The 20,902-nt window shown below is 70.2% G+C and carries 16 protein-coding genes; 5 read left to right on the top strand and 11 right to left on the bottom strand.

Features of this window, described 5'->3' with window-relative positions:
* Positions 1 to 195 precede the first annotated feature (195 nt).
* From VE614_RS08175 to VE614_RS08160, 4 genes are all read left to right on the top strand, one after another.
* The gene (locus VE614_RS08175) at positions 196 to 459 is read left to right on the top strand and encodes a hypothetical protein (protein WP_324922782.1); all 264 of its coding nucleotides are present in this window, start codon (positions 196 to 198) and stop codon (positions 457 to 459) included.
* Positions 460 to 712: 253 nt separating this feature from the next.
* The gene (locus tag VE614_RS08170) at positions 713 to 1,930 is read left to right on the top strand and encodes an acetyl-CoA C-acyltransferase (RefSeq protein ID WP_324934151.1); all 1,218 of its coding nucleotides are present in this window, start codon (positions 713 to 715) and stop codon (positions 1,928 to 1,930) included.
* A complete protein-coding gene (locus VE614_RS08165) occupies positions 1,927 to 4,056 on the top strand; it encodes a 3-hydroxyacyl-CoA dehydrogenase NAD-binding domain-containing protein (RefSeq protein ID WP_324934149.1) in 2,130 nt (709 codons plus the stop codon). The genes VE614_RS08170 and VE614_RS08165 overlap by 4 nt, the downstream gene beginning before the upstream one ends.
* Positions 4,057 to 4,331: 275 nt before the next feature.
* On the top strand, positions 4,332 to 5,462 hold the full coding sequence (locus VE614_RS08160) for a class I SAM-dependent methyltransferase (protein ID WP_324934147.1): 1,131 nt from the start codon (positions 4,332 to 4,334) through the stop codon (positions 5,460 to 5,462).
* Position 5,463: 1 nt separating this feature from the next.
* On the opposite strand, the gene VE614_RS08155 is transcribed toward VE614_RS08160, so the two are convergent.
* Positions 5,464 to 6,486 carry a hypothetical protein gene (locus VE614_RS08155; RefSeq protein WP_324934159.1) on the bottom strand — a complete coding sequence of 341 codons (1,023 nt, stop codon included), beginning with the start codon at positions 6,484 to 6,486 and terminating at the stop codon, positions 5,464 to 5,466.
* 68 nt (positions 6,487 to 6,554) lie between these two features.
* On the opposite strand from VE614_RS08155, the gene VE614_RS08150 reads away from it, so the two are divergent.
* On the top strand, positions 6,555 to 6,926 hold the full coding sequence (locus VE614_RS08150) for an NTP pyrophosphohydrolase (RefSeq protein ID WP_324934145.1): 372 nt from the start codon (positions 6,555 to 6,557) through the stop codon (positions 6,924 to 6,926).
* A 23-nt stretch (positions 6,927 to 6,949) separates the two neighbouring features.
* On the opposite strand, the gene VE614_RS08145 is transcribed toward VE614_RS08150, so the two are convergent.
* The 10 genes from VE614_RS08145 to ngcE form a co-directional block, all read right to left on the bottom strand.
* Positions 6,950 to 8,389 carry a glycosyltransferase family 39 protein gene (locus VE614_RS08145; RefSeq protein ID WP_324934143.1) on the bottom strand — a complete coding sequence of 480 codons (1,440 nt, stop codon included), beginning with the start codon at positions 8,387 to 8,389 and terminating at the stop codon, positions 6,950 to 6,952.
* Between the two features lie 98 nt (positions 8,390 to 8,487).
* The gene (locus VE614_RS08140; RefSeq protein ID WP_324934140.1) at positions 8,488 to 10,011 is read right to left on the bottom strand and encodes an amino acid permease; all 1,524 of its coding nucleotides are present in this window, start codon (positions 10,009 to 10,011) and stop codon (positions 8,488 to 8,490) included.
* 152 nt (positions 10,012 to 10,163) lie between these two features.
* Positions 10,164 to 12,086, bottom strand: coding sequence for a 1-deoxy-D-xylulose-5-phosphate synthase (dxs, locus tag VE614_RS08135; protein ID WP_324934138.1), 1,923 nt, complete (start codon positions 12,084 to 12,086; stop codon positions 10,164 to 10,166).
* 137 nt (positions 12,087 to 12,223) lie between these two features.
* Entirely contained in the window at positions 12,224 to 13,525 is a 1,302-nt protein-coding gene (locus VE614_RS08130; RefSeq protein WP_324934136.1) for a sugar ABC transporter permease, read from the bottom strand.
* A complete protein-coding gene (locus tag VE614_RS08125; protein ID WP_324934134.1) occupies positions 13,522 to 14,313 on the bottom strand; it encodes an ATP-binding cassette domain-containing protein in 792 nt (263 codons plus the stop codon). The genes VE614_RS08130 and VE614_RS08125 overlap by 4 nt, the downstream gene beginning before the upstream one ends.
* Positions 14,314 to 14,517: 204 nt before the next feature.
* Positions 14,518 to 15,618 (bottom strand): sugar ABC transporter substrate-binding protein, encoded by a 1,101-nt coding sequence (locus VE614_RS08120; protein WP_324934157.1) that lies wholly within the window; start codon positions 15,616 to 15,618, stop codon positions 14,518 to 14,520.
* Between the two features lie 133 nt (positions 15,619 to 15,751).
* A complete protein-coding gene (locus VE614_RS08115; protein WP_324934155.1) occupies positions 15,752 to 16,963 on the bottom strand; it encodes an ROK family transcriptional regulator in 1,212 nt (403 codons plus the stop codon).
* A gap of 198 nt (positions 16,964 to 17,161) precedes the next feature.
* The gene (locus VE614_RS08110; RefSeq protein ID WP_324934132.1) at positions 17,162 to 18,085 is read right to left on the bottom strand and encodes a carbohydrate ABC transporter permease; all 924 of its coding nucleotides are present in this window, start codon (positions 18,083 to 18,085) and stop codon (positions 17,162 to 17,164) included.
* A 14-nt stretch (positions 18,086 to 18,099) separates the two neighbouring features.
* Positions 18,100 to 19,029 (bottom strand): sugar ABC transporter permease, encoded by a 930-nt coding sequence (locus tag VE614_RS08105; protein ID WP_324934130.1) that lies wholly within the window; start codon positions 19,027 to 19,029, stop codon positions 18,100 to 18,102.
* 111 nt (positions 19,030 to 19,140) lie between these two features.
* The gene (gene ngcE / locus VE614_RS08100; protein WP_324934128.1) at positions 19,141 to 20,622 is read right to left on the bottom strand and encodes an N-acetylglucosamine/diacetylchitobiose ABC transporter substrate-binding protein; all 1,482 of its coding nucleotides are present in this window, start codon (positions 20,620 to 20,622) and stop codon (positions 19,141 to 19,143) included.
* Positions 20,623 to 20,902: the final 280 nt, after the last annotated feature.

Here is a 20,902-nt window from a genome sequence, read left to right as displayed (position 1 = left end):
ACGGCGGCGCTGCTGGCGGTCGCCCTGTCGGCCGAACCGCCGAAGGACTAGGGCCGCGCCGGCCCCGGCTCCCTCCCGGCGCCGCGGAAGGGGGAGGCCGGGGCCCGGAGGACCGGCCCCGCCGCGGATCGTGCTTCCGCCTGTGAGGCGGTGACGCCTAAAGTGAGCGTCCACCGACAACCAGGGGGGTACAGGATGTCCTATCCGAACCAGCCGTACCAGCCGCATCAGCAGCCGCCGAACCCCTCCAACACGCTCAGCGTGGTCGGGATCGTGCTCGGCTGCGTGGCGTTCCTCTTCTGCCCGCCGCTCTTCGGCATCGCGGGGATCATCTGCGGCGTGGTCGCGAAGTCCAAGGGCGAACGGCTCGCCCCGACCGCCATCGGGCTCTCCATCGCGGGTCTGATCGGCGGAATGATCCTCGGCTTCGTCCTCTTCCAGGGCATGTACGGCCTCTGACGGCACCGCGCGCCGCCTTCCGGCCCGTTCCGCCGGGGACGTCCTCGCGCCCCGGGATCCGGACCGTCCGCCCTTCTTCCGCCCCGGGGGGAGGGGCGCACGTGTGACGTGTGCCCCTCCCCCCGGGGCGCCCCTTGCGCTCCATCAGTTACCGGCCGGTAGCATTGTGGTGGGAAGAACGTCGTGTTCGGCGACCGCACTTCCCCGGGGGACGCACCCCCGGACCCCTGGCCGCACCTGGAGGAGAGCCAACGTGCCTCGTACCGCTAGGGACGTCGTCTTCGTCGACGGCGTTCGCACCCCGTTCGGCAAGGCGGGCCCGAAGGGCATCTACCACGAGACCCGTGCCGACGACCTCGTCGTGAAGGCGATCCGGGAGCTGCTGCGCCGCAACCCCGGCCTGGACCCGAAGAAGATCGACGAGGTCGCCATCGCCGCGACCACGCAGATCGGCGACCAGGGCCTCACCATCGGCCGCACGGCCGGCATCCTCGCGGGCCTGCCGCAGTCCGTCCCCGGTTACTCCATCGACCGCATGTGCGCGGGCGCCCTGACGGCCGTCACCACGGTCGCCGGCTCCGTCGCCTTCGGCGCCTACGACATCGCCATCGCGGGCGGCGTCGAGCACATGGGCCGCCACCCGATGGGCGAGGGCGTCGACCCCAACCCGCGGTTCGTGAGCGAGAAGCTGGTCGACGAGTCGGCGCTGTTCATGGGCATGACCGCCGAGAACCTGCACGACCGCTACCCGCAGATCACCAAGCTGCGCGCCGACGAGTACGCGGTGCGCTCGCAGGAGAAGGCCGCCAAGGCGTACGCCAACGGCAAGATCCAGGCCGACCTGGTACCGATCTCGGTGCGCCGCACCAACGCCGAGGCCGGCGAGACGGGCTGGGGTCTGGTCACCGCCGACGAGCCGATGCGCCCGGGCACCACGCTGGAGAACCTGGCCGGCCTGAAGACGCCGTTCCGCGTCCACGGCCGGGTCACCGCGGGTAACGCGGCCGGTCTCAACGACGGCGCCACCGCCTCGCTGATCGCCTCCGAGGAGTTCGCCCGCGCCAACGACCTCCCGGTCAAGATGCGCCTGGTCTCCTACTCCTTCGCGGGTGTCGAGCCGGAGGTCATGGGCTACGGCCCGATCCCGGCCACCGAGAAGGCCCTCGCCCAGGCCGGCCTGTCGATCTCCGACATCGGCCTGTTCGAGATCAACGAGGCCTTCGCCGTCCAGGTCCTGGCCTTCCTCGACCACTACGGCATCGCCGACGACGACGAGCGCGTCAACCAGTACGGCGGGGCCATCGCCTTCGGCCACCCGCTGGCCTCCTCCGGCGTCCGTCTGATGACGCAACTGGCCCGCCAGTTCGAGGAGCAGCCGCACGTCCGCTACGGCCTGACCACCATGTGCGTGGGCTTCGGCATGGGCGCGACGGTCATCTGGGAGAACCCGAACTTCGAGGGGGACAAGTGAGCACCACCGCTGAGCTGCTGAAGGGTGCGGCCGAGCTGTTCCCGGACGAGGTCGTCACGCAGGCGCACGTACGCCACTTCGACCTGCCCCTGGGCGCCGGGCGCTTCGCCCTGATCACCCTCGACAACGGGCACGACCACACCAAGCCGACCACCTTCGGGCCCCAGTCGCTGGCGAACCTCAACGCCGCCCTCGACCAGGTGGAGAAGGAGGCCGCGGACGGCGAGATCGTCGGCGTCGGCCTCACCGGCAAGCCGTTCATCTTCGCCGTCGGCGCCGACCTCAAGGGCGTCGAGCTGCTGAAGGAGTGGGACCACGCCTACGCCATCGGCAAGGGCGGCCACGACGTCTTCAAGCGGCTGTCCGGCCTCGCCGTGCCGACGTTCGCCTACTACAACGGCGCCGCGATGGGCGGTGGCGTCGAGGCCGGCCTGCACTGCACCTACCGCACGGTGTCCGCGGCCGTCCCGGCGTTCTCCCTGCCCGAGGTCTTCCTCGGTCTGGTCCCCGGCTGGGGCGGCTGCACCCTGCTGCCGAACCTGATCGGCGCCGACAAGGCCGTCTCGGTGATCATCGAGAACAGCCTCAACCAGAACAAGCAGCTCAAGGGCAAGCAGGTCTACGAGCTGGGCATCGCCGACGCGATCTTCGAGGGTGCCGACTTCCTGGAGCAGTCGCTCATCTGGACCGCGTCCGTCCTCAAGGGCGAGATCGTCGTCGAGCGCCCGGCGATCGACCGCGGCGAGGCCTGGGACCAGGCCGTCGCCAAGGGCCGCTTCATCGCGGACTCGAAGGTGCACGGCGCGGCCCCGGCCGCCTACCGCGCCCTCGACATCATCGCCGCCGCCAAGAACGGCGACCTCCAGCAGGGTTACGACGCCGAGGACAAGGCGCTCGCCGACCTGATCATGGGCGGTGAACTGCGCGCCGGCATCTACGCGTTCAACCTGGTGCAGAAGCGCGGCAAGCGTCCGGCCGGCGCGCCCGACAAGAACCTGGCGCGTCCGGTGACGAAGGTGGGCGTCGTGGGCGCGGGCCTGATGGCCTCGCAGCTCGCCCTGCTCTTCCTGCGCCGCCTGGAGGTGCCGGTCGTACTGACCGACATCGACCAGGAGCGCGTCGACAAGGGTGTGGGCTACGTCCACGGCGAGATCGACAAGCTGCTCGGCAAGGGCCGTATCAACCAGGACAAGGCCAACCGCCTCAAGGCGCTGGTGACCGGCGTCCTGGACAAGGCCGAGGGCTTCGCGGACGCGGACTTCATCATCGAGGCCGTGTTCGAGGAGATGGGCGTCAAGCAGACGGTGTTCGCGGAGGTCGAGGCGGTCGCCCCGGCGCACGCGATCCTCGCCACCAACACCTCCTCGCTGTCGGTCTCCGAGATGGCGTCGAAGCTGAGGCACCCCGAGCGGGTCGTCGGCTTCCACTTCTTCAACCCGGTCGCCGTGCTGCCGCTGCTGGAGATCGTCCGCGGCGAGCAGACCGACGACGCCTCGCTGGCCACGGCCTTCGCCGTCGCCAAGAAGCTCAAGAAGACCGCGGTCCTCACCAAGGACGCCCCGGCGTTCGTCGTGAACCGCATCCTGACCCGCTTCATGGGCGAGATCCAGAACGTCATCGACGAGGGCACCCCGGTCGCCGTCGCCGAGAAGGCGGTCGAGCCGCTGGGTCTGCCGATGTCCCCGCTGGTCCTGCTGGAGCTGGTCGGCCCGGCCATCGGTCTGCACGTCTCCGAGACGCTGAACAAGGCGTTCCCGGACCGCTTCAAGGTCTCCCCGAACCTGAAGGCGGTCGTCGAGGCGGGCAAGCGCGGCTTCTACGTCTACGACAGCGGCAAGCCCGAGCTGGACCCGGAGGTCGCCGCCCTCCTCAAGCAGGGCGATGTCGTCCTGACCGAGGAGCAGGTGCGCGCCCGCGTCCTGGACGCCGTAGCCCAGGAGATCGGGCTCATGCTCGACGAGGGCGTCGTCGCCGAGGCCCAGGACATCGACCTGTGCCTGATCACCGGCGCCGGCTGGCCCTTCCACCTGGGCGGCATCACGCCGTACCTGGACCGTGAGGGTGTCTCCGAGCGGGTGAACGGCAAGCGGTTCCTGGCGCAGGGCGTGGCGAGCGTCCCGGCGTAACCCCGCCGTCCCCGGCTCAACTCCGGTGCCCCGCACGCCCGTCGGTGTGCGGGGCACCGGTTTGCCGTCCTGACGGCGGCCGTGCGAGCCTGAGGTGTCCTCTCGTGGAAAGGCCCGGTCATGACGCGCGGCATGATGCTCGGCATGGTGCTCGGTGACGTCTCCTCGCGCGCTTCGACGCGGGTGGGGTAGCACGGGCCCGTCTTCCCCTCTTCCCCCGCTCCTCGTCGCAGCGCTCTTCGTGCCCCCGCACGTTCGAACACGAGGAGTACGTGGTGTCTGCCACGATCCACTGGACCGAGTCCCGCACCTGCCGCCAGGCCCGCTGGCACTCCGAGAGCGCCGCTCCCCCGCCCCGGCGCGTCGTCGTCGCCGACGACCGGATGCGAGCGGCCACCGCCCACCGACTGGCCTGTGAGGGCACGGCGTTGCTGTGGCGGGGCGACTTCTTCCAGGCCCGCCAGATGCTGGCCGCGCTGGGCCGCCGCGTCGACCGCAAGGCGCCCGGCCCGGCCGGCGACCCGGCCGCCGCCTTCCGGTCGCACCGCCGCTTCCGCGGCCACCGCGCCCGGGTGCTGGGCAGGCTGCTGGTGCGACTGGAGGACGACCACACGCTCGCGTTGCGCAGGGCGCCCGATGTGCGCCGGGCGTGCGCGGAAGCGTACGGCCCGCCGCGCGGCCCCATGGTGGTCGCGCTGACGGAGCTGCTGGGCGTCGTCGGCGCCCACGAGTGGCGGCGCAAGGGCGTGCCGGTTCCGGCGCTGGACGCCCGTGTCCACCCGCACTACGGGGTGTTCTCGCCGGTCCGCGGCGAGTACGTCGATCTCGTCGCGCGCGCCCCGCTGCCGCCGCGGACGGACCGCCGCACCGCCTTCGACCTCGGCACGGGGACCGGCGTGCTCGCCGCGCTCCTCGCCCGGCGCGGAGCCGGCCGGGTGCTGGCCGGCGACATCAGCCCGCGCGCCCTCGCCTGCGCCCGTGACAACGTCCGCCGGCTGGGCCTGGACGGGCGGGTCACGGTCGTCGGCCCCTGTCTGTACCCGGAGGGCCGCGCGGGTCTCGTCGTCTGCAACCCGCCCTGGCTCCCCGCCCGTCCGGTCTCCGCCGTCGAACAGGGCGTCTACGACCCGGACGGTGCCATGCTGCGCGGCTTCCTCGACGGGCTGGCCGGCCGGCTCGAACCGGGCGGCGAGGGCTGGCTGATCCTCTCGGACCTCGCCGAGCGCCTGGGGCTGCGGGCACCCGGCGAACTGCCCCGGCTGATCGAGGCGGCGGGCCTGCGGGTCGTGGACCGGCTCGACACCAGGCCCCGGCATCCCCGGGCCCGGGACACCACCGATCCCCTGCACGCCGCCCGGGCCGCGGAGGTCACCTCGCTGTGGCGGCTGGGCGCGGTCACCCGCTGAGTCAGACCGTCCGCCAGGCCTCCAGGGCCAGCCCCGGCTCGTCCTTGCCCCGGGTCACCCGCAGGGTGCCGTCCGGGGTGAGGGTCGCCGCGACGACCCGGCCCGTGGCGTCCTGGGCGAGGGCCACCCGCGTGCCCTCGGGCAGCTCGGGACCGGACTCCGTCCACCACAGGCCGGCCGTCTCCTGCTCGGTCGGGTACGCGGCGAACGCGACCCGGCCGGAGGCGGAGCGCTGCGCGAGGAGCGTGCAGTCGTGGCCGTCGATGTCGCAGCGCAGCACGGTCACCGGGCCGGGGCCGGCCGAGGGGAGCAGGGCCCTGGGCTCGGCGTCGGGCCGCCAGGCGTACAGCGTGCCCTCGGGGTCGGCGTAGAAGAGGGTGGTGTGCTCCTTGGAGGTGGGCAGCGCGGCCAGGGTGCCCGGCTCGATCGTGACGGGCAGCGGATCGGCCGCCACCGGGCGCCTGCCCGGCTCCCGCTGGAACCAGCGCAGGATGCCGGTGGGGTTGGCGGCGTACACCTCGATACGGCCCGACTCCCCGGTCACCGCGAGGAGTTCCCGCACCTTGGAGCCGCGCAGGTCGTGCCAGGCGTTGAGGCCGCCGCGCTCCTTCTGGTTGCGCATGGACACGCCCTGGCCGCGGTTGCGGACGAAGAGATGCGCCCGCCCCTCGACGTCGACGGCCACGACGGGATCGCCGGTGCGGTCGGCCTGCTTGTTGGGGTGCCCGAAGGGCGTCCAGTCGAGCGGGGCGAGCAGCGGCCGGAAGTGGGTGGAGTGCACCAGTTCGGCCTCACCGGCTCGGGTGGGCCGCCAGGCGACCAGGTGGGCGTAGCCGTCGGGGCCCTGCCCCACCCCGAATCCGGCGTGCAGCCCCTGGTCGCCACCGGCCTTGCGGGGGCTCTCCCAGGGGCCGCCGGGGACGCGCTCGGCCCGGTACAGGACCGCGTCGTCCGTCGGCAGGTAGACACCGAGCCGGCCGTCCCGGCCGCGTATGAGCCAGTTGCCCTTCACTGTACGGACCATCGACACGGGCCCCACTCTAGCCAGGGACCCGGGCCCGCCGCGTGCGGGGGCCGTGGGAGCCTGACGTCATGAGTGAGGCGCTGCTGGTGATCGTCGATGCCGCGAACGTCGTCGGGTCGGTGCCGGACGGGTGGTGGCGGGACCGGCGGGGAGCGGCGGAGCGGCTGCGCGACCGGCTCGCCGCGGACGGGGTGCCCGGGTGTCCGGGGCCCGTCGAGATCGTGCTGGTGGTGGAAGGGGCGGCCCGGGGCGTCGGCTCCGTGCCGGGGGTGCGGGTGGAGTCCGCGCCCGGCAGCGGCGACGACCGCGTGGCGGAGCTGGTCGCGGCGGCCGGCGAGCGGCCGTGCCTGGTCGTCACGGCCGACCGGGAACTGCGCCGCCGGGTGAGGGACCTGGGGGCGGAGGTCGCGGGGCCGCGGACGGTGCGCCGGGAGGGGTGAAGCGGGCCGACCGTACGGAGGGCTCAGCGGATCCGGGTGTAGAGCACCGCCCCGTCCACCGTGCCCGCCGGCCGGTAGCGGGCCGCGAGCAGCCCGCGCAGGGTCGGCAGCCGTTCGGGGGCGTACGGCTTGCCCCGGGAGTCGTCGACGATGAGGACCGGTGCCTCGGCCAGTTCCCGCCGGAACACCGTCCAGGCGCCGTCCACGGCGTACCGCTCGCCGACCCCGGAGCCGTCGCGCCCGCCGCTGTAGTTGGTGAGCAGTCCGGCGGTCAGATAGCGGCTGGCGGGGGCGCGGCGGGCGAGCCAGTACGTCTCCGGGTGCATGCCCCAGATCAGCACGCGGTCGCCGGGGGCGGTGCGGCGGGCGGTGGCCTCGGCGAGGCGCTCGGCGTGGGCGAGTTCGGTGCGCGGCGCGGCCAGGCCCCAGGCGAGGAAGACGGCGCACGCGCAGCCGGAGACGAGGACCGCTCGGGCCGGCCGCGCCCGGGGCGGGGCGTGCAGGGCGGCGGTGGCCAGCAGAACGAGCGGGGGCAGGAGTTGCAGGTAGTAGTGGCCGAAGAAGTGGAAGCCGGCCAGGACCGCGCCCGCCGACCCGGCCAGCCACAGCCACAGGTCGACGGACCCGGTGCGCGGCGCCCGGACGACGGGGACCAGCAGGCCCGCGCAGGCCCCCGCCAGGATCGCCGCGTTGGCCAGCGCGCGGGTCAGGGCGTGCAGCGGGGAGCCGCTGAAGGCGGCGTAGGCCGTGGATCCGGTGACGGTCCAGAACAGGAACCCGGCCGGGTCGGTGAGCAGGGCGGCCGCCAGCACGGGCAGGGCCGCCCCGGCGGCCAGGCGCGGCAGCCCGGTGCGGGCGGCGCCCGAGGTGACGCACAGCCAGGCCACCGGCAGCAGCACCGCCCCGCCGGTCTGCTTGGCGAGGACGGCGCAGGCGACGGCGACACCCGCCGCGGTCCAGCGGCGCCGGTCTGCGCACCACATCGCGGCGGCGGTGCCGGGCAGTATGAACACCTCGAACCCGGCGGCCTGCGCGTCCTCGGGGTTGAGGCCGACGGAGACCAGCAGATGGAGCACTCCGGCGGTGCGGCCCGCGCGGTCGCCCCAGCGGCGCCGGGCGAGCGAGGCCAGCAGGACGGCGGTGAGCAGCTGGGCGAGGATCGCGAGCACCCGGACGGCGGTGAGCGAGCCGGAGCCGGTGACCGCGAAGGCGGCCTCGTACAGCCAGGGCACCAGCGGGGGTTTGCGGTCCACGACCGTCTCGTAGAGCTGTCCGCCGTGCGCCAGTATCCGCGCCTGGACGGCGAGATAGCCCTCGTCGGGGTTCCACAGCGGCCGGGCGAAGGAGGGCAGGCGGGTGAGGCAGGCGAGCAGGGCGAGCACCGGAAGCAGCCGCCGCCAGTAGCCGCGGTCCGCGCGCGGCGCCGTGACGGCCGGTGCGGGAGCGAGCAGCGCTGCGTGCATGCGCCGTACGCTATCCGGCCCCGCATCTCCCGACGAAGCAGGACATACGGGGCCGGAGGGCGGCGAGGTCGACAACGTGCCGCAGTCGGTGCCGGCGGCTACCGCTCCGGGTGCGGGCCGCCTTCGACGACGTCGTCCACCGTGGTCTCCTGGCGCCGGCCGAGCCGGCTGTGCGAGCGGCCGTACAGGAAGTAGACGACGAAACCCGCAGCCATCCAGATGGCGAACCGGATCCAGGTCTCGGCGGGCAGGTTGAGCATCAGCCACAGCGAGGCGCACACGGACAGGATCGGGATGACCGGCACCCACGGGGTCTTGAAGGAGCGGTGCAGGTCGGGGCGGGTGCGGCGGAGGATGATCACGCCGATGGCCACGACCACGAAGGCGAACAGGGTGCCGATGTTGACCAGTGCGGCCAGTTCCGTGAGCGGGGTGAAGCCCGCGAGGATCGCGATCACCACGCCGAGCAGGATGGTCGGCCGGTGCGGGGTCCTGAACTTGGGGTGGACGCGGGAGAAGAACCGGGGCAGCAGTCCGTCGCGGCTCATCGCGAAGAACACCCGCGTCTGGCCGAGCAGCAGGATCATGCAGACCGTGGTCAGGCCGACGGCCGCGCCGAAGCTGATGAAGCCCGCGTACCAGGGGTGCCCGGTGGCCTTGAAGGCGTCCGCGAGCGGGGCGTCGACGGAGAGTTCGCTGTAGTGCTGCATGCCGGTGACGACGATCGAGACGAGGACGTACAGCGTGGTGCAGATCAGCAGCGAACCGAGGATGCCGCGTGGCATGTCGCGCTGCGGGTTCCTGGTCTCCTCGGCGGCGGTGGCCACCACGTCGAAGCCGATGAAGGCGAAGAACACGACGGAGGCCGCGGTGAAGATGCCCATCACGCCGAAGTTGGAGGGCGCCCAGCCGAACATGAGCTGGATCAGCGGAGACTGGAGACTGTCACCGGCCGGCACGGGCTGCGCCTTCGGGACGAACGGGTCGTAGTTGGCGCCCTTGATGAAGAAGGCGCCCGCGATGATCACGACGAGGACGACGGTCACCTTGATGGCGACGACGACGGAGGTGACCCGCGCGGACAGCTTCATGCCCACCACCAGGATCGCGGTGAGCACCAGGACCAGGACGGCGGCGAGGATGTCGAAACCGAAGCCGTCCGCGCCCTCCCGGCTGCCGAGGGCCGCGGGCATCTGCCAGCCCGCGTTGCCCATCAGCGACTGGATGTAGCCCGACCAGCCGACGGCCACTACCGCCGTGCCGAGCGCGAACTCCAGGACCAGGTCCCAGCCGATGATCCAGGCGGGCAGTTCGCCGAGAGAGGCGTACGAGAACGTGTAAGCGGAGCCCGCGACCGGGACCGTGGAGGCGAACTCGGCGTAGCAGAGCGCGGCGAGCGCGCAGGCGACACCGGCCGCGACGAACGCCAGGGCCACCGCGGGTCCGGCGTTGTTCTTGGCGACGGTGCCGGTCAGCACGAAGATGCCGGTGCCGATGATGACACCGACGCCGAAGACCGTCAGGTCCAGGGCCGAGAGTGATTTCTTGAGGGCGTGCTCCGGTTCCTCGGTATCGAGGATGGACTGCTCGACCTTCTTGGTCCGGAAGAGGGTGCTGCTCATCGGGCGTACCTCCCACGCTTGTCGTCCTCGACATGATCGAGAGGGGGCGGGTTGCGTATGCCCCGACGCGGGCAGTTTCACGCGAATGGGCCGGTTTCACCACTCTTGGCAGTGGTGGAACCGGCCCATACGGCGGTACGGGGGTACGGAGGTCAGTCCCGGGCGGCCTCGACCTCGTCGGCCGCGGCGCGCTCGTACTTGCCGTCCAGCTTGGACACCAGGCCGGTGACCTGGCGGGCGATGTCCGGCGCGGTCAGGCCGATCTCCGCCATCACCTCGGCGCGCGAGGCGTGATCGAGGAAGCGCGGCGGGATGCCGAAGACGCGCAGCGGCACGTCGACGCCCGCGTCCCGCAGGGCCTGGGCGATCGCGGAGCCGACACCGCCGACCCGGCTGTTGTCCTCGACGGTGACGACGACCCGGTGCCGCTCGGCGAGCGGGGCCATGGCCTCGTCGACGGGCTTGACCCAGCGCGGGTCGACGACGGTGGTGGAGATGCCCTGCCGGTCGAGGAGAGAGGCGATCTCCAGGCACATCGGCGCGAGCGCGCCGACGGAGACCAGCAGCACGTCCGGACGGTCCGTGCCCGCCTCGCGCAGCACGTCCATGCCGCCGACCCGGCCCACGGCCGGTACGGCCGGGCCGACGGCGCCCTTGGAGAAGCGCACCACGGTCGGCGCGTCGTCGACCTGGACGGCCTCGCGCAGCTGGGCGCGGACCTGGTCGGCGTCGCGCGGGGCGGCCAGCCGCAGGCCGGGGACGACCTGGAGGATCGACATGTCCCACATGCCGTTGTGGGAGGCGCCGTCGGTGCCGGTGATCCCGGCCCGGTCCAGCACGAACGTCACCCCGCACTTGTGCAGGGCCACATCCATGAGCACCTGGTCGAAGGCGCGGTTGAGGAAGGTGGCGTACACCGCGAAGACCGGATGCAGCCCGCCGGTGGCCAGGCCCGCGGCGGAGACGGCGCCGTGCTGCTCGGCGATGCCGACGTCGTAGACCCGCTCCGGGAAGCGCTTGGCGAACTTGTCCAGGCCGACCGGCTGGAGCATGGCCGCGGTGATGGCGACGATGTCCTTCCGCTCCTCGCCGAGCTTGACCATCTCCTCGCCGAAGACGGAGGTCCAGTCGGCGCCGGAGGAGGCGATCGGCAGGCCCGTGTCGGGGTGGATCTTGCCGACGGCGTGGAAGCGGTCCGCCTCGTCCTGGAGGGCGGGCTGGTAGCCGCGGCCCTTCTCGGTGAGGCAGTGCACGATGACGGGGCCGCCGAAGCGCTTGGCGCGGGCCAGCGCGGACTCCAGCGCCTCGATGTCGTGGCCGTCGATCGGACCGACGTACTTCAGGCCCAGGTCCTCGAACATGCCCTGCGGGGCGATGAAGTCCTTCAGGCCCTTCTTGGCACCGTGCAGCGTCTCGTACAGCGGCTTGCCGACGACGGGGGTGCGGTCGAGGATCTCCTTGGTGCGGGCCAGGAAGCGCTCGTAGCCGTCGGTGGTGCGCAGGGTGGCGAGGTGGTTGGCGAGGCCGCCGATGGTCGGCGCGTAGGAACGCTCGTTGTCGTTGACGACGATGACCAGCGGGCGGTCCTTGGCCTCGGCGATGTTGTTCAGCGCCTCCCAGGCCATCCCGCCGGTCAGCGCGCCGTCACCGATGACGGCGACGACGTGGTCGTCGCGTTCGAGCAGCTGGTTGGCCTTCGCCAGACCGTCGGCCCAGCCGAGCACCGTGGAGGCGTGGCTGTTCTCGATCACGTCGTGCTCGGACTCGGCCTGCGAGGGGTAGCCGGACAGGCCGCCCTTCATCTTCAGCTTCGAGAAGTCCTGCCGGCCGGTGAGCAGCTTGTGCACGTAGGACTGGTGACCGGTGTCCCACAGCACCTTGTCCTTCGGCGACTCGAAGACACGGTGCAGGGCGATGGTCAGCTCCACCACGCCGAGGTTCGGGCCGAGGTGGCCGCCGGTCTTGGAGACCGCGTCGACGAGGAAGGTCCGGATCTCCCCGGCCAGCTGGTCCAGCTCCTCCAGGCTGAGCCGGTCAAGATCGCGCGGTCCCCTGATGCGGGTCAGCAGCGGCACCCGTGCCTCCTTGCAGTAGAGCTGTCGAGCTGTTGCCGGGCTCGTCGAGTCTAATGTTCCTCCCGGCACGCCTGTGCCCGGCACCGTCATTGGCGCCGGGCACAGGTTCACAGGGGGACGGCATCCCCCTCAGGGCGCTACGCGCGGCCTGCGGTCTTCTGCGTCTTCCGCGTGATCGAGTCGATCACGACCGTGGTCAGCAGCACACCCGCGGTGATCATGTACTTCACCGGCTCGGCGATGGACTCCAGCTGGAGGCCGTACTGGATGGAGACGATCACCAGGACACCCAGCAGGGCGTTCCAGGTGCGGCCCCGGCCGCCGAACAGCGACGTACCGCCGATCACCGCCGCCGCGATGGCGTTCATCAGCAGGTCACCGGTACCGGCGCTCTGGTTGGCCGAGGCGATCTTGGAGGCCAGGAAGAGGCCGCCGATCGCCGCGAAGCCGCCGGAGATCGCGAAGACCGAGATCCGCACCGCGGTGACGTTGATACCGGCACGCCGGGACGCCTCGACGCTGCCGCCGAGGGCGAAGACCTTGCGGCCGTAGGAGGTGCGCCGCAGCACGAAGTCCGTGGCGACCAGGAACACCAGGAAGATCACCGTGGCGAGCGGCAGGCCCTTGTACTGGTTGTACATGAACGCCGCGGCGAAGGAGATCACGGCGAGCAGCGCGGTGCGCAGGATCGTCTCGTTCAGCGGCCGGGACGGGATGCCCGCGGCCTCGCGCCGCCGGTTGCCCAGGAACGAGGTGATGAAGAAGACCGCGGTCACCACGGCGGCCAGGCCGTACGCGGCGGCGATGTCCGTGAAGAAGTACGTGGTCAGCTGGCCGATGAAGCCCTCGCTGTCGAGGTTGATCGTGCCGTTCTCGCCCAGTGTCTGGAGCATGAAGCCCAGCCAGAAGAGCAGACCGGCCAGCGTGACCGCGAAGGCGGGGGCGCCCAGCACCGCGAAGAAGAAGCCGTGCGCGGCGCCGATGGCGGCGCCCGCGGCGATCGCGAAGAGCACCGCGATCCACTCCGGCCAGCCCTGGTTGACCGCGAGGACGGCCGCGATGGCGCTGGCCGCGCCACTGACCGAGCCGACGGACAGGTCGATCTCGCCGAGCAGCAGCACGAAGACGATGCCGACGGAGATCATGCCGGTGCCGACCATCGTGACGGTGATGTCGCTGATGTTCTGCGCGGACAGGAACGCCGAGTTCAGGCTCTGGAAGATCACGCAGATGATCACCAGGCCGACGATGACCGGGAGGGAGCCCAGCTCACCGGCGCGCATCTTGCGCTTGAACTCGGTCCAGTAGCCGAGCAGGCCTTCCTCGCGGACGAGGAGGCGGGGGTCGACGGCGGTGACGGCCGCGGCGGCCGCCTCCGGGTTCTCCACGGCGTGCTCGTCCTTCGTGGCCGCGGTGGTGGAGGTCTTGTCGGTGCTCACTTGGAAACCTCCCCGTTGGTGCGTGCCGCACGGCGGGTCACGGCGTTGTCGGTGGCGCCGGTGATGGCGGAGATGATCTCCTCCTGCGAGGTCGTCTTGACCTCGAAGACGCCGTTGTTGCGGCCGAGGCGCAGCACCGCCACCTTGTCGGCGACGGCCTTGACATCGGCCATGTTGTGGCTGATCAGGATGACGGCGTGGCCGCGCTCCCGCAGCCGCTCGACCAGGTCGAGCACCTGGGCGGTCTGCTCCACGCCGAGGGCGGCGGTGGGCTCGTCGAGGATGACCAGCTTGGGCTCGCCCAGCATCGAGCGGGCGATGGCCACGGTCTGGCGCTGACCGCCGGAGAGCGAGGCGATCGGGATCCGCACACTGGGGATGCGGATCGACAGGGTCGTGAGCAGTTCGCGGGCGCGACGCTCCATCTCGACCTCGTCGAGCACGCCCCACTTCCTCAGCTCACGGCCGAGGAAGAGGTTGCCGACCACGTCGATGTTGTCGCACAGCGCGAGGTCCTGGTAGACCGTCGCGATGCCCAGGGCCTGGGCGTCGTGCGGCTTGTTGATCGATACGGGCTTGCCTTCCCATTCGATGACGCCCTCATCGATGGGGTGCACGCCGGCGATCGTCTTGACCAGCGTGGACTTTCCGGCACCGTTGTCGCCGACCAGGGCGACCACTTCACCGGCGTGGATCTCGAGCTCTACGTCGGTGAGCGCCTGAACGGCACCGAACCGCTTGGAGACCCCGCGCAACGCCAGCACGGGCGTAGCGGACACGTGAACCATCTCCTTCGCCGCCTGACCCGGCGGGAGGTTGTGCAGAAGTTTGGGGGGTTGCGGGGACCGGGCCCCGGCGGGTGTTCCGACCGGCGCCCCGCACGAGCTTGCGGGGCTTTGACAAGCGAGGCGCCGGCGGAGCCTCGGGACGGCCGTCCCGTACGGGAGCGGCGGGGGGCCTGCTCCCGTACCTACGAGGGGACCGGGGGCCGTTTACTTGATGCCGAGCTTGGTGCAGGCGGCCTTGTACTTGGCCGTGCAGATCTCGTCGGCGGTGTAGACGCCGTCCTTGATGACGGTGTCGTTGATGTTCTCCTGGGTCAGCGAGGTGACGTCGACCAGGACGGACGGGACGTCCTTGGCGCTGTCGCTGGAGACCTTGTCCTTGGCGATGGAGCCCAGGTCCTCGCCCTTGGCGAGCGCGACGGCCATCTGCGCGGCGGCCTCGGCCTCGGGCGCGTACGGCTTGTAGACGCTCATGAACTGCTCACCGGCGACGATCCGCTGCACGGCGGCCAGCTCGGCGTCCTGGCCGGTGACCGGGACCTTGATGCCTGCGGCCTTCAGGGCGGTGATGATGCCGCCGGCCATGCCGTCGTTGGCGGAGTAGACGCCGACGATGTTGTTCTTGCCGAGCGCGGAGATGGCCGCCTCCATGTTGGAGTTGGCGTTCTCCGGCTTCCACTCCTTGGTGTCGTACTCCTTGCCGATCTTCACCTTGCCGTCGAGGGCGGAGTGCGCGCCCTCCTTGAACTGGGCGGCGTTCGGGTCGGTGACGGAGCCGTTCATCATGACGATCTGGCCGTCCTTGGCCTTGGCGCCCAGCTCCTTCAGCAGCGCCTCGCCCTGGGTCTTGCCGACCTGGACGTTGTCGAACGACGTGTAGGCGCTGATCGGGCCCTCGGCCAGGCGGTCGTAGGCGACGACCTTGATGCCGTTGTCCACGGCCTTCTGGACGGAGTTCTTGATCGCCTTCGCGTCCACCGCGTCCAGGATCAGCACGTCCACCTTGTTGGTGATCATCGTGTCGACCTGCTGCGCCTGCAGGTTGGCGTCCTGCTTGGCGTTGTTGTACTCGATGGTCGCCTTGTTGTTCGTCAGCTCCTTGATCTTCTTCTCGATCAGGGGCCGGTCGAACTTCTCGTACCGGGCGGTCTGGTTCTCCGGCAGGAGCAGACCGATCTTGATGTCATCGCCCTTGGCGGGGGCGGAACCGGCGGTGTCCTTCTCGCCACCGGCCTCCTCGGCGCTGCCACAGGCGGCGAGAGAGACGGCCATCGCACCCGCGGCGATGGCTACGGCGGCACGACGCATACGCGTGTTCACTTCAGAAACCTCCCTGACGAGGCCGCGTCGTTGCGGCCGAGGTGGCTGGAAGTCAACTCGGCCGCACGTGCGACGTCAAGAAGTAAATCCTTAACGGGTTGGCAACGGTGCCATCCGTTCTCTAAGTGAAGGCAGGGGTGGCAGCCGGGAGGGCGCCTGACACGCTTCCGTCCAAAAGGGTCGAGTCACCCATCTCGCTGAGCGCGAGAGCGAGCGCCCCGAGCACCTCCGCGCGACCACCAAGTGCCCCTGGGAGAACGGAGAGTTGACGCGCCGCGCTGGGGATGGCGTAGCGGCCGACGGACTCCCTGATCGGCCCGAGCACCAGCTCCCCGGCCTCGGCGAGATCACCGCCGAGGACGACCCGGCTCGGGTTCAGAAGGTTGCAGAGGTTGGCGACTCCACTGCCGACGTGACGGCCGACGTCGGCGATCACCCGACGGCAGCCCGGGTCTCCGTCCCGCGCCAGCCGAACCACGCCCTCCATGGTCAGATCCGTGCCGTGGCTGGACTGGAGAAGCGGCAGCACATAGCGCGCGGCCGCGAAGGTCTCCAGGCAGCCCCGGTTTCCGCAGCGGCAGACGGGGCCGGATTCATCAAGTGTAATATGCCCGATTTCTCCCGCTGTGCCGCCGGGCCCGCGGTAGATCTTCCCGTCGATCACCAGGCCCGCGCCGACACCGCTGGACACCTTGATGTACGCCAGGTCCCGCACGCCCTTGCCGCTGCCCCAGACCAGCTCGCCGAGGGCGCCCAGGTTGGCGTCGTTGTCCACGTACACGGGCACCCCGAGCCGCCCCCGCAGCTCCTCGGCGGGCCGCGCGCCGGTCCAGCCCGGCAGAATGGCGGTCGAACCCAGCTGGCCGGACTCCACGTCGATGGGGCCGGGCACGCCGAGACCCACTCCGGCGATCTTCGTACGGTCCACGCCGGTCGCCGCGATCAGCCGGTTGACCAGCTCTTCCGCCCGGTCGAAGCCCTGCGCGGCGGAGGCGTCCACATCCAGCGGCTCGGCCTCCTCGGCCAGCACCTGATGGGCGAGGTTGCCGACGGCCACCCGCAGATGGGTGTGGCCGAAGTCCACGCCGATCACGATGCCGGCGTCCCCGCTCAGACTGACGCTGCGGGCCCGCCGGCCGCCCGCCGAAGTGGGCGTGACCTCGACGGTCCCGCCCTCCTTCAACTCCCGGACGATGTTCGAGACGGTGGCCGCGGACAGGCCCGTGGTCCTCGCGATCTCCGCCTGGGTGAGGGATCCCGCCAGCCGCACGGCACGTACGACCCGCTCCAGGTTGGCTCGGTGCAGCGACGACTGCGACCCCGGAGTCTCCACGACGACCTCCCGCGCGCGGGACCGCATCGATGAGGCCCCGTCTATGTCCAACTAGTGAACTCTAAGCTGAGCTGTCCGGGGCACCTCCCGTCAAGAGGTTGAACAGTTTCCGGGAGCAGGCACACACAGGCGCGCGCCGCCCCCGGCAACGGGAACGGCGCGCGTCCGGGCGCTCGCGGAGCGCTACGAGCAGGTCGCCTACTTCAGGGTCGCCGAGGTGAGTCCGGCCTGCACCTGGCGCTGGAAGGACAGATAGACCACCAGCATCGGGATCATCGCGATCGTCACGCCCGCGAACAGCACCGGCAGGTCGGAGGCGTATCCCTGCTGCTGCTGGAGCTGGATCAGACCCTGGGTGAGCACATAGCGCTCGGGGTCGTCACCGCTCTGCGGCTGCATCAGGACCGTGGGCAGGATGAACTGGTTCCACTGCCCCAGCGTGTTGAAGATCCCCACGCTGATCAGGCCCGGCTTCGCCATCGGCAGCATGACCTGGAAGAAGGTCCGGGTGTGCGAGGCCCCGTCCAGGATCGCCGCCTCGAAGACCGCCGTCGGCAGGGTCCGGAAGAAGGCGTGCATGAAGAAGACGGTGAACGGCATGGAATAGGCGACGTACACCAGGATCAGGCCCTGGTAGGTGTTCAGCATGTCCAGCCGTTTGACCATGAAGAACAGCGGGACCAGGGCCAGGAACACCGGGAACATCGCGCCCGCGACGAAGAAGTAGTAGAGGAAGCGGTTGCCCCAGAACTGGTAGCGGGCCAGGACGTAGGCGGCCATCGAACCGAACAGCATCGTCAGCGGCACCGAGAAGACGAGCACGATGACGGTGTTGAGGAAGTAGTCGCCGATGCCCTTCTCCCAGGCCCGGGTGAAGACCTCGAACGTCCAGTTCTCGGGCCATCCGAAGGCCGAGCCGGCGATCTGGGCGTCGGTCTTGAAGGCGCTGAGCACCAGCCACAGCAGCGGCAGGACGATCATCAGGGCCCAGAGGGCGAGGAAGCCGTGCGAGAAGGCGTTCAGGGTGACGCCCTCGCCGCGCCGCTCGCCCGCCTTCGGCGGGACCTTCGCCGGGACCCGCCCGGCGGGGGGCGGCGCGGTTTCCTTCAGGGGTGCGCTCATGTCATCTCTCCCGCTCAGAACTCGATGCGCTCGCGGCGGGTGGCGCGCAGCATGACCACGGACAGGATCAGGGTGAGGAGCAGCATGATCACGCCCATGGCGCAGGCGTAGCCGCTCTTGCCGTAGTAGAGGAAGTTCCGCATCATCACGGTCGCCATGACCTCGCTGTGATGGTCCGGGCCGCCGCCGAACTCGCCGGAGGTCATCGTCGAGACGAGGATGAACATGTCCATCGCCGCGATGCCGAGGTAGACCCAGGCCGTCTGCACGGAGTCCCACAGCAGCGGCAGGGTGATGCGGAAGAAGGACTGGCCGCGGCTCGCGCCGTCGATGAGCGCGGCCTCGTAGATGTCCTTCGGGATGGACTGCATGGCGGCGGAGAACAGCACCAGGTAGAAGCCGACGCCGTGCCAGACGACGACCACGATCAGCGCCCACAGCACGAAGTCGGGTTCGTTCAGCCACTCCACCGGCCGGTCGGCGTCGACCAGGCCGAGCTTGACCAGCGCGCCGTTGAGCATGCCGCCGCCGTCGCTGCGGTAGACCGCGCGGAACAGCACGGCGAGGATCGCCAGCGACAGGACCTGCGGGAAGAAGTAGACGACCCGGTAGAACTTGGAGCCGGCGACTCCGGACACCCCGCCGGCCCGGCCGCGGCCGCCCGCGTTCAGCATGAACGCGAAGAACAGGGCGAGCAGAATGGTGATCACCGGGATGAACACCAGGAACAGGATGTTGTGCCAGATGGCTCCCATGAAGATGTCGTCCTGGAACAGCGCCTTGTAGTTGTCCAGGCCGACGAAACTGAAGGTCTGCGACTGGCCCTTCCAGTCGGTCAGCGAATAGCCGAACGTCTGGATGTAAGGCCAGATGACGAAGATCAGATAAAGCGCCACGGGAACGAGAAGAAACCCCGCGACGAACCGGTACTGCCCCTTACGCATACAACCTGCCCCTGCTGTCCCCGCCAAAGGGGTGCGGGGAACTGCGCGACAGGCCCGGACGGACCCGCGCCCCGCAGATCACCGCACCCCGACGACGCATCCCGGAAAACGCTATTCGCGACGGTTGTTCTTCGACGCCGGATCCTTCGCGGCCTTGTCCACGGCCGCCTGCGCCCGCTTCAGCCACTCCCTGGGCTGGATGCGCCGGGCCATCAGCTCGTTGGAGGCGTTCTGGATGGCGGTGTCCATCTCGCTGTACCACTCGGTGTACAGGAAGCGGAAGGTGTTGTCGCCGGCCGCCTTGGAGGCCTCGACGGTGGACTGCGTTCCCGGTCGCAACCGCACACTCGGGTCCACGCCGTCCTTCAGGATGGTCAGCGAGTTCGCCTCCTTGGCGAACAGCGTCGACCACTCCCGGGAGAGCATCATCCGCACGAACTCCTTGGCCGCGGGCAGGTTCTTGGCCTTGGCCGGGATGATGAAGGGCTCGCCGGAGCCGGCCCGGATCGCCTCGAACGGCATCTCGCTGCCCTCCAGCAGCGGCATCGGCAGGAACTTCATGTCGAAGTCCGGCGGCGTCTGCTTCAGCTGCTCGTTCTCCAGCCAGGAGCCGGAGGTGATGAAGGCGGCCTTGTACTGGTTCCAGCGGGTCTGCGACTCGGTGTGGTCGAGGCCGTTCGTCCCGGGCATCAGATAACCCTTCTCGACGACCTCGTAGACGGCCTCGACGGCCGCCTGCGCCGCGTCGGAGCCGGCGAACGCCTTGGGGTCGAGGTTGTCGATCGCCTTCATGGCGTCCAGGCCGCCCTTCTTGGCGATCAGGTCCATGATGGCGACGTTGATGTAGTACGGGTACTTGCCCTGGTGGGCGAGGCCGCCGATGCCCTGGGACTTGGCGTCCTTGCAGATGGCCAGGAAATCGTCCCAGGTCTTGGGCACCTCCCAGCCCTTCTCCTTGAAGAGCTTGCCGGAGTACCACAGGCCCCACACCGTGTAGATGTAGTTGAGGGCGACGACCTTGCCCTCCTGCAGGCCCGGGTCGAGGGTGCCGGGGATGACGGTGTCGCGGACCTTCTTCGACGGGTCGTCGACGCTCGGCGCGTCCAGCACCTCGGCCAGGTCGAGGAGCTGGCCATTGCGGTAGAGGACGTCGATCTTGATCTTCTGGGCGCCGGAGTTGTCCACGATGTCGGGCGGGTTGCCGGCATTGAAGCGCGGCTGGAGCTTGCCGGTGATCTCCTGGGTGCCGGTGTGGGTGGAGGTGACACCCCACTTCTTCTGGAAGGCGGCCTCCCAGGCCTTGGCGTAGTCGTCGCCGTAACCGCCCTTGAAGATGACGACGTCGAGCTTGGTGCCCTTCTTGACGCCGAAGGGGTTGTCCTTGGACGTCTCGCCCTGGGTGTCGTCGTTCGACTCGCCGCCACCGCCGCCGCTCGCGCAGGCGGAGAGGAAACCCATGGCGGGTACCGAGACCAGCCCGAGCGCGGCGGACCGCTTGATCAGCGCGCGCCGGTCCACGCCGTCGGTTCCGTGGTGCGCGGCCGGGTTCGCAGCGCTGTTCCCGGCGCCGTTCTCGGCGGAAGTGGATCCCATGCTCAAGTCCTCGCCTTCTTCCAGGACTCAGGCGGTGAACCGGATCCTCCCCGGCACCGCGGTGGGGTCAAGCAGGGTCGTACAAGAAGTCGTACAAGGATGTGCGGTTCAGGTGAATCGCCGACAGGTATAGTCCACTTCCCGCCAAGGGAGCAAGATCGAATGCAAGGTTGGCGGTTTGTCTTTTCCGAGTTGAGACCTCACGGAAATATGAGCCCGCCGACGGCGTGCCCGCCGTAAAAATCCGGGCCACCGGGCTCGAATGGCGCAGTCAACACCC

Source organism: Streptomyces sp., from assembly GCF_035645055.1.
GTDB lineage: Bacteria > Actinomycetota > Actinomycetes > Streptomycetales > Streptomycetaceae > Streptomyces.
The sequence above is the reverse complement of the archived record's forward strand: the minus strand, read 5'-3'. Positions and strand labels throughout refer to the sequence as shown.